A 9,453-nucleotide genomic window follows, 5' to 3' on the forward strand; every position below is an offset into this window, starting at 1 on the left:
GCTCCGGCAGCGGCTGGCGCAGCGCCACGCGTCTGGAACGAGATTTGCACCGGTTCGCCCGCCTTTTGAAAAAAGGAGGTGCTATGTCAACCATCGAAGAGTCGATTGACGTCCGGGTGCCGGTGCAGGTCGCGTATCAGCAATGGTCCCGGTTCGAGGAATTCCCGCGGTTCATGGACGGCGTGGAAGAGGTGAGGCAGCTCGATGATCGTCGCCTGCATTGGCGCGCCGAGGTCGGCGGGAAGCAGAAGGAGTGGGATGCCGAGATAACGCAGAATGTCCCTGACCAGTGCATCGCCTGGCGCAGCGTCGCCGGCGCGGAGAACTCGGGCCAGGTGAATTTCACAGCGCTGGATGCGGGCGCGACCCGGGTGTCGGTGCGCATGAACTACGAAACCGAAGGCGTGGTCGAGGCGGTCGGCGATGCTGCCGGCGTGCTGAAACGCAAGGTCGAGGGCGACCTGAAGCGGTTCAAGGATTTCATCGAGGCCCGGGCATAACGCCTTCCACTTTGGTCGCGGCCTGGCCAGCCAGGTCGCGGCATGATCCGGCTTTCTGACTCTTTTCCCCGCGCGGGCCAGGAACCCTGGCCCCGCCCCGGGTGGCCGCCCGCCAGCGCGCCACCCTTCCCGCCTAAATATTCCCGTTCCGCCTTCGTCCAACAGGGTGATGCGCCAGATGGCGCCACACACCTTGTACCGAACGGGAGCCCGCCATGAGTTTCGACCGCGACGACGCCACTTTCCTGGTCCTCGTCAACCACGAAGAACAGTATTCGATCTGGCCCGACTACAAGGCCGTGCCCGGCGGCTGGCGGGCGGCTGGGTTCAGCGGCAGCCGGCAGGCCTGCCTGGACTATATCGAGCGCACCTGGGTGGACATGCGTCCGCTCAGCCTGCGCCGCTTCATGGAGGCGCAAGCGCAGGCGGGCGCCTGACCATGGCGCCATTGCAGCTGTTCTGCCTGCCTTACGCGGGGGCCAGCGCCACCGCATACCTGCGCTGGCGGCGCCTGCTGCCGGCAGAAATCGGCCTGGTCCCGCTGGAGCCGCCGGGCCGCGGTGCGCGGCTCGACGAGCCGCTGCTGCGCGATTTCGAGGCGCTGGCTGAGGAAGTGGCCAACGTCCTGTGCCGGCAGCGCGAGCGCCGCGCCGGCCCGTACGTCCTGTTCGGCCACAGCATGGGCGGACTGCTGGCCTGGCGCCTGTGCCACCTGCTGCGCGAGCGCGGCCATGCCCTGCCGCAGCGGCTGGTGGTATCCGGCTGCGCCGCGCCCATCCGGCGCGATCCCGGCCGGCTGGCGGCGCTGCGCGGCGATGCCGCGCTGAGCGCCGACCTGCGCAAGCACGGCGGCACGCCCGAAGCGGTGTTTGCCGATGCCGAGCTGCTGCGCCTGACGCTCGACGTGCTCGACGCCGACTATCGCGTGTGCGAGAGCTTCCGGCGCGGCGACGTGCCGGCCCTGCCCGTGCCCGTGCACGTGTTTGCCGGCCTGCACGACCCGATCGCGCCGGCCGATCTGCACGCCTGGTCGATCGAGACCCGCGCCGGCCACACCCTCGACTGGTTCGCCGGCGGGCACTTCTTCCTGCACGACAGCCAGGCCGAGGTGGTCGGCCGGCTCATTGCCTACCTGAACGCAGCGCCGGCCGCCGGCTCAGAGCTGCCCTCGCCCGCGGCAGCCGCCGCGCCGTTGCCTGCCTGACCCGCCGCGCCACGCACCACCCAACGCCAACCGTCTTCCCGAAGAGCCGACCCAAGCATGCAGTCCGACCCGAATCTACCGGCCACGCTGGTGGCCCATCTCAGCCGCCTGGCCGCGCAACGCGGCGCCGACACGGCGCTGGTCATCGTCGATGGCGCCGGCGAAAGCCGCTACAGCTACGCCGCGCTGGACACGCGCGTGCGCGCGCTGGCGGCGCACCTGTCCGCCCAGGCCGAACCGGGCGCGCGCGCGCTGCTGCTGATGGACAGCGGCATCGACTATGTCACCGCGTTCTTCGCCTGCCTGTACGCCGGGCTGGTCGCGGTGCCGGCGTTCGAGCCCGGCGCCGTGCGCTCCGCGCAGGTGGCGCGGCTGCGCGCGATCGCCGCCGACGCCGAGCCGGCGCTGCTGCTGACCACCAGCGCGCAGGCCCGCGACCATGCCGAGGCGCTGGCCGAGATCGCCACCGGCGCGGCCGTGGTGGCCGCCGATGCCGCGCTGCCCGCGGCGGCGCCGCCCTGGCAGCCCTACGCTGCCGTTGCCGGCACGCTGGCCTTCCTGCAGTACACCTCGGGCTCGACGGCCTCGCCCAAGGGCGTGATGGTCAGCCATGGCAACGTTATGGCGAACGAGGTGGCGATTGCCGAAGGCATGCGCGTGGGGCCCGGCGACGTGATGGTCAGCTGGCTGCCGCTGTACCACGACATGGGGCTGATCGGCGGGCTGCTGCAGCCCATCCACAGCGGCATCCCGGTGGTGCTGATGTCGCCGCAGTTCTTCCTGGAGCGCCCGGTGCGCTGGCTGCAGGCCATCAGCGAGCATCGCGGCACGCTGTCCGGCGGGCCGGACTTTGCCTTCCGGCTGTGCGTCGAACGCGTGCGCGACAGCCAGCTGGCCGGACTGGACCTGTCGAGCTGGGCGGTGGCCTACTCCGGGGCCGAACCAGTGCGGGCCGACACGCTGCGCGCCTTTGTCGAGCGCTTTGCCCCGGCCGGCTTCCGCCGGCAGGCGCTGTATCCGTGCTACGGCCTGGCCGAGGCCACGCTGTTCGCCACCGGATCCGAGCGCTTCGCCGGCATGGTCAGCACGCGCTTCGATGCGGCGGCGCTGGCACGCGGCAACGCCGAACCGGCGCCAGACGGCATCGAGCTGGTCGGATGCGGCTTCCCGCGCGCGGGCCATGCCATCCGCATCACCGGGGCCAACGGACAAGCATTGCCCGACGGACAGATCGGCGAGATCGAGATCGCCGGACCCAGCCTGTGCGGCGGCTACTGGCGCAATGCCGAAGCCAGCGCCGCAGCCTACGGCGACCCTGCCAGGGCCCACGCAGGCCGCTGGCTGCGCACCGGAGACCTCGGCCTGCAGCATGGCGGGCAGCTCTATATCGCCGGGCGCCGCAAGGACCTGATCATCGTGCGCGGGCAGAACCTGTATCCGCAAGACCTCGAACGCGCGGTCGAAGACCAGGTGCCCGCCGCGCGCCGAGGCCGGGTGGCCGCGTTCGCGGTCGAAGGTCCCGACGGCGAGGGCATCGGCGTCGCCGTTGAAATCTCCCGTCCGGACCAGAAGCGCGTGGGCCATGTGGCGCTGGTGCAGGCGTTGGCGCAGGCGGTCGGCAACGCCTGCGGCGAACCGCTGGCGGTTGCGCTGCTGCTCAATCCCGGCGGCCTGCCCAAGACCACCAGCGGCAAGCTGCAGCGCAGCGCCTGCCGCGCCGGCTGGCTGGACGACAGCCTGGACGCGTGCGCGGTCTGGGCGCATGGCAGCTTCACGCGCGGCGGCACGGCCGCCGCGGAGGCGCCATCCAACCAGCCCGATGCGCCGCGCGGCGCAACCGAGCACGCACTGGCCGCGCTGTGGCGGCAATTGCTGGGCACCGCCCCCGCCAGCCGCGACGCGCACTTCTTTGCCAGCGGCGGCAACTCGCTGATCGCGGCGCGGCTGGTGGCGCGGCTGCGCGAGCAATACGGCAACGCGGTGCCGCTGCGCCTGCTGTTCGAGCATCCCACGCTGCAGGCCTGCGCCGCCGCCATCGATCAGCTCCCGGGCCGCACTGCCGAAGCGCCGCTTGCGCCCGTGCCGCGGCTGCCGCAGATGCCGCTGGCGCCGGCGCAGCAACGGCTCTGGCTGACCGACCGCATCTCTGCCGAAAACGATCGCTCGACCTACAACATGGCCGGCGGGCTGCGCCTCGCCGGAACGCTGGACCCCACGGCGCTGCACGCCGCCCTGAACGCGCTGGTCGCACGCCATGAAATCCTGCGCACCAGCTATCCCGCCGATGCGCAAGGCGCACCGTACGCCCGGATCGAAGCCGAACTGGCGCTCGACCTGCCCGTCACCGACCTGTCGGCGCTGAGCCCGGCGCAACGCGATGCCGCGCTGCAGGAACTGGCCGAAGGCCAGGCGCGCGCGCCCTTCGACCTGGCGCAGGCGCCACTGCTGCGCGCGCGTCTTGTGCGGATGGCCGCCGACGACCATGCGCTGCTGCTCACGCTGCACCATATCGTCGGCGATGGCTGGTCCGTCGCGATCCTGCTCGACACGCTCGCTGCCGCCTACAACGCGGCACGCGCCGGCGTTCCGGTCGACTGGCAGCCGCTGCCGATCCAGTATGCCGACTACGCCGCGCACCAGCGCGCCGCCGACACCGGCCCGCAACAGCAAGCCGATGCCGACTACTGGCGCACCGCGCTGCGCGACGCGCCGAAGCTGCCGACCCTGCCCACGCCCAACCGCCGCCCGCCGGTGGCCTCGAGCGACGGTGCCGCGTGTTACACCGCCCTGCCCGCCTCGCTGCTGGCGCAGGCCGACGCGCTGGCGCAGGCCCAAGGCGCGTCGCGCTACATGGTGCTGCTGTTCGCCTTTCACGCGCTGCTGCACCGGATCAGCGGCGCCGAAGACCAGCTCGTCGGCATCGACGTGGCCGGCCGCCCGCGCCGCGAGCTGGAGGAGCTGGTCGGCTTCTTCGTCAACGTGCTGCCGCTGCGCGCGCAATGCCACGCCGGGCTGCGCTTTGCCGAACTGCTGGCGCAGGTGCGCTCGCGCACGCTGGCCGCCTTCGACCACCAGGGCCTGCCGTTCGAGCGCATCGTCGAAGCCGCCGGCGTGCCGCGCGAGCGTGCCTGGCATCCGCTGGTGCAGGTGCTGTTCGTGCTGCAGAACACGCCCGGCCAGGCGCGGCAGTTCGACGGCCTGCACGCCGCGCGGCTGCCCACGCCGGTGCATGCCGCCAAGTTCGACCTGGCCGTGTTTCTGGAACCGGGCGACGGCGGGCTGCGCGCCGAATGGGTCTATGCCACCGCGCTGTTTCCGCGCGCCACGATGCAGCGCCTGGCCGATGCGTACGGCGCCGTGCTGGCGCAGGCGCTGGCCGATCCCGACCGTCCGCTGGCCGGCTTCGAGGTGCCGGCCGGCCTTTGCGAACCCGCTCCAGAGCAACCCGCCATGACTGCCGCCACCGCGCCCCGCCCCAGCAAGCTCGACAAACTCGGCAAGCTCGCCAGCCTGCCCCGGCGCGCCGCCGAGGCAACTCCCACCGCGCCGCTGGTGCGGACCTCGTTCCTGGCGCCGGGCCAGACCTTCCCGATCGTGATGGAGCCCGCGTCGCCCGATCTCGATCCGGTGGCTTGGGCGCTCGCGCACCGCGAACAGATCGAGGCTACCCTGTGCCGCCACGGCGGCATCCTGCTGCGCGGCTTCGGCCTGCGCACGCCGCAGGAATTCGAGCAGTTCGCCGAAGCGATCGAGCCCGGGCTGTACGGCGCCTACGGCGACCTGCCGAAGAAGGAAGGCGGGCGCAACACCTACCGCTCCACGCCCTACCCCGAGCGCGAGATGATCCTGTTCCACAACGAAAGCGCGCACCTGCCGCGCTGGCCGCGCAAGCAGTGGTTCTTCTGCGAGCTGCCGTCGCCGGTGGGCGGCGCCACGCCGATCGTCGATTGCCGCGAGCTGTACCGCCGGCTGCCGCGCGCACTGGCCGAGCGCTTCGAGCGCAAGGGCCTGCGCTACGTGCGTACCTTCAACGACAAGCTCGACGTGAGCTGGCGCGACTTCTTCAAGACCGATTCGCACGAGGAAGTCGAAGCGCGGCTGCGCGCTTCCGGCACCGACTTTGCGTGGCTCGACGCCGACACGCTGCAGACCCGCGAGCTTTGCCCCGCCGTGATCGCGCACCCTGTCACCGGCGAGCGCAGCTTCTTCAACCAGGTGCAGCTGCACCACACCGCCTGCCTGGACCCGGAGGTGCGCCGCGACCTGCTGGAGATCGTCGGCCCGCAGCGGATGCCGCGCCAGGTGACGTTCGGCGACGGCAGCCCGATCGGCGACGACGTGATGGCCCGCATCGGCGAGCTGTATGAAGCCTGCGCGGTGCGCTTTGCCTGGCGCCAGGGCGACGTGGTGATGCTCGACAACATGCTCGCCGCCCACGCGCGCGACCCGTACCAGGGCCCGCGCAAGATCGTGGTGGCAATGGGCGCTATGTTCGAGCGCAAGGACCTGCCGCCGCTGGCCCCGCGCGCGGACGCGCACGACGCCATGGCGGCGGCCGATACCGCACTGGAGGGCTGAGCCGATGAACGCCATCACCCAGGATTTTGCGCGGCACGCCCGCGCGCTCGGGCGCGAACAGCGCGCGCTGGCAGCGCAAGCGGCCACGCCGGTCACGCTGTCGGCAACCATCGACGGGCCACTGGACGCGCAGCGCCTGCAGCGGGCGCTGTGCCGGATAGCTGAACGCCATCCCGCGACGGGCCTCGTGTTCGGCCGTGTCGAGGGGCTGCGCGGCCTGCGCCAGCACTTTGCCGGCGCTGCGCCGGCGTGGTCGTCGGCGAGCCTGGACGCGGCCACGCCTGAAACCGCGCTCCACGCCGCACTTCAGGTTCTCGACGACAACCGCGCACGGCTGACGCTGACCGCTCATCCGCTCGCGGCCGATGGCCCCAGCCTGGCCACCCTGATTCACGAACTGGCAAAGGCCTACGCCGACGAAACCGCCCCGGCAGGCGACGCGCCCCTGCCCTATACGGACTACCTCGACTGGACCGACGGGCTGGCGCAGGAGAACACCGAAGCCGGCACGGCCTACTGGCAAGCGGTGCGCGAGCGCCTGGCCGCTCTCGATGCGCCGCGGCTGCCCTGGCAACGCGCCGCCAACGCAAGCGAAACGCTGGCGGCGCAGTGTGTCGAGCTACCCGCCGCGGAAGCTGCTGCCGTGGCCGAATGGGCCAAGGCGCTCGGCCAGCCGCTGTCGCATGCGCTGCAGGCGGCATGGTGGCTGCTGCTGGCGCGCCTCGATCCGGCCGCGGCGTTTTGCGCCAGCTGGCAGCACGACTGCCGCGATGACTTCGACGTACTGGCCGGCGCGGTGGGCCGTTACGAATCACTGCTGCCGGTCGCGGTACAGCCCGACATGGCAGCGCCGTTTGCCGACTGGCTTGCCGCGTTCGGCGCGCAACTGCAGCAGCACCTGGACTGGCGCGAGCATTGCCCGGCGGACGCCAGCGCCGGCGCGGCCGCGCGCGTGGGCTTCTGCTGCAGCGGCCCGCTCGGCATGCAGTGGCAGCATGGCGATCTGCACTGGAGCGTTCACGCGCCGCGGGCGCTGCTGCCTGGCCTGGCGCTGGCATTGCAGGTGCACCTGGAAGACGGCATGTCACGCAATCTGGTGTTGCACCACGCCGGAGGCGTCCACGGCGCCGACGCGATGGCGTGCCTGCTCGACCAGTACCGCACGCTGCTGCAAACGCTGCGCGCGGCGCCGGCCACCGCCGTGGGCGCATTGCCGCTGGCCACCGCTGCCGAGGCCGCGCGCGCCGACGCCATGCACGCGCCGACGCTGCATGTCGGCACCCAGATGCTGCCGCAGCGGCTGGCGCACTGGGCCATCGAACGCCCGCATGCGCCGGCGTTGTCAGCGCCAGGCCTGCAACTGAGCTACGCCGGCCTCGCGGGCGTCGTGGATGCGGTGGCACGGCAGCTGCCAGCGCTGGGCTTGCGCACAGGGCAACCGGTCGGCCTGCTGTTGCCGCGTTCGGGCGAGCTGGTGGTGGCGTTGCTCGCGGTGATGCGGGCCGGCGCGCCGTACCTGCCGCTCGATCCGGCATGGCCGCCGCAGCGCTGCGCGCAGATCCTGGCCGCCGCGGGTGCCACGCTGGTGCTGACCGACGCGGCCCATGCGGCTTCCGCCGGCCCGCTGCCGCATGCCGATATCGCGGCACTGCTGGCTGAGGGCACCCTCGCCGATCCGGCGCTGCCGGCAGTGGACGCCGCACAGCCCGCCTACGTGCTCTACACCTCTGGCTCGACCGGCACGCCCAAGGGGGTCGCCATCACCCATGGCCAGTTGCTGAACTACGCGGCGGCCTCCGGGCAGGCGCTGCGCCTCGACCGCTGCCAGCGCTTCGGCCTGACCTCCACCGTCGCCGCCGACCTGGGCAACACCACGCTGTTCGGCGCGCTGTGGCATGGCGCCTGCCTGTGCGTCGCCGACCAGGCCGACATGCAGCACGCCGCCGCCTTCGCCGCCTTCCTGGCGCGCGAGCATGTCGATTGCCTGAAGATCGTGCCCTCGCACCTGGATGCCCTGCTCGACGGCGACACCGCGCCGCTGCCGGTGCCGCCGCACGCCACCATCGTGCTGGGCGGCGAAGCCGCGGCCCCGGCGCTGCTGCAGCGGCTGCGCGCGCGCATGCCGCAGGCGCGCCTGTGCAACCACTACGGGCCGACCGAAACCACGGTAGGCATCCTGGTCCACGACGCCGGCCGCGCGGCGGAGGCGGCGGAAACTTTGGAAGCGCCGCTGCCGCTGACCCAGGTGCTGGCCAACTGCGAGGCCTATGTGCGCACCGCCGCGGGCAACCTGGCCGCCGTCGGAGAAACCGGCGAGCTCTGTCTCGGCGGCGCGCAGCTGTGCGCGGGCTATCTGGACAGCGCTGCCGAGGCGGCTTTCATTGCTCACCCCGAACGGCCAGGCCAGCGCCTGTACCGCAGCGGTGATCTTGCCCGCTACCTGCCGCGGGGCGGCATCGAACTGATCGGACGTGCCGATCACCAGGTCAAGGTGCGCGGCTTCCGTATCGAATGCGGCGAGGTCGCACAGGCGCTGGCGGCCCTGCCCGGCGTGCGGCAAGCGGTGGTGATGCTGGCGACGCCGGACGGCGGCGCGGCCCAGCTGGCGGCGTGGATCGTTCCCGACGCCGACACCGCCGTGGCAGACACGAACGCCGCCCTGCGCAACACGCTACGCCCGGCGCTGGCCGGGCGCCTGCCGGAAGCGATGATCCCCGCGCTGTGGTTCGCCGTGCCGGCACTGCCGCGCTTGCCGAACGGCAAGGTGGACCGCCGCGCGCTGGCGCAAGCCGCCGCCGCAGGCCCGGTGCGAGAGTCCGCCGCGCCCGCGCGCGAACCGGCCACCGAACTGGAAGCGCTGCTGCTGGAGCAGCTGCGTGACCTGCTGGGGGTGCCCGGCCTGGCGGTGCACGAAGACCTGTTCGAAGCCGGCGGCCACTCGCTGCTGGTGATCAAGCTGGTCGCGCGCATCCGCAAGCTGCTGAAGCTGGAGATTGCGCCGGCCGTGGTCTTCGACGCGCCGAATGCCGCCGCGCTGGCCAACGCGCTGCGACGCGCCAGCACTGATCCCGACGGCCTGGAAACGCTGGCCGGCCTGCAGCGCCAGCTGGCGGCGATGTCGCCCGACGCGCGCGCCGCGCTGCGTGCCTCGGTCACTGCCACCGCATAACG

General features: G+C 72.2%; 5 protein-coding genes. All 5 read left to right on the forward strand.

Annotation, left to right across the window (positions count from 1 at the left end):
- Positions 1-83: 83 nt before the first annotated feature.
- The 5 genes from CBM2594_RS20730 (at position 84) to CBM2594_RS20750 (ending at position 9,451) form a co-directional block, all read left to right on the forward strand.
- On the forward strand, positions 84-500 hold the full coding sequence (locus CBM2594_RS20730) for an SRPBCC family protein (RefSeq protein ID WP_116358661.1): 417 nt from the start codon (positions 84-86) through the stop codon (positions 498-500).
- Positions 501-715: 215 nt separating this feature from the next.
- On the forward strand, positions 716-937 hold the full coding sequence (locus CBM2594_RS20735) for an MbtH family protein (RefSeq protein WP_116358662.1): 222 nt from the start codon (positions 716-718) through the stop codon (positions 935-937).
- A gap of 2 nt (positions 938-939) precedes the next feature.
- On the forward strand, positions 940-1,704 hold the full coding sequence (locus tag CBM2594_RS20740; RefSeq protein WP_116358663.1) for a thioesterase II family protein: 765 nt from the start codon (positions 940-942) through the stop codon (positions 1,702-1,704).
- 57 nt (positions 1,705-1,761) lie between these two features.
- Positions 1,762-6,282: a condensation domain-containing protein gene (locus CBM2594_RS20745; RefSeq protein WP_116358664.1), complete on the forward strand. Its 4,521-nt coding sequence runs from the start codon at positions 1,762-1,764 to the stop codon at positions 6,280-6,282.
- A gap of 4 nt (positions 6,283-6,286) precedes the next feature.
- Complete coding sequence (locus CBM2594_RS20750; RefSeq protein WP_116358665.1) at positions 6,287-9,451, forward strand: non-ribosomal peptide synthetase; 3,165 nt, start codon at positions 6,287-6,289, stop codon at positions 9,449-9,451.
- Positions 9,452-9,453 lie beyond the last annotated feature (2 nt).

The organism is Cupriavidus taiwanensis (genome assembly GCF_900249755.1).
GTDB lineage: Bacteria > Pseudomonadota > Gammaproteobacteria > Burkholderiales > Burkholderiaceae > Cupriavidus > Cupriavidus taiwanensis_D.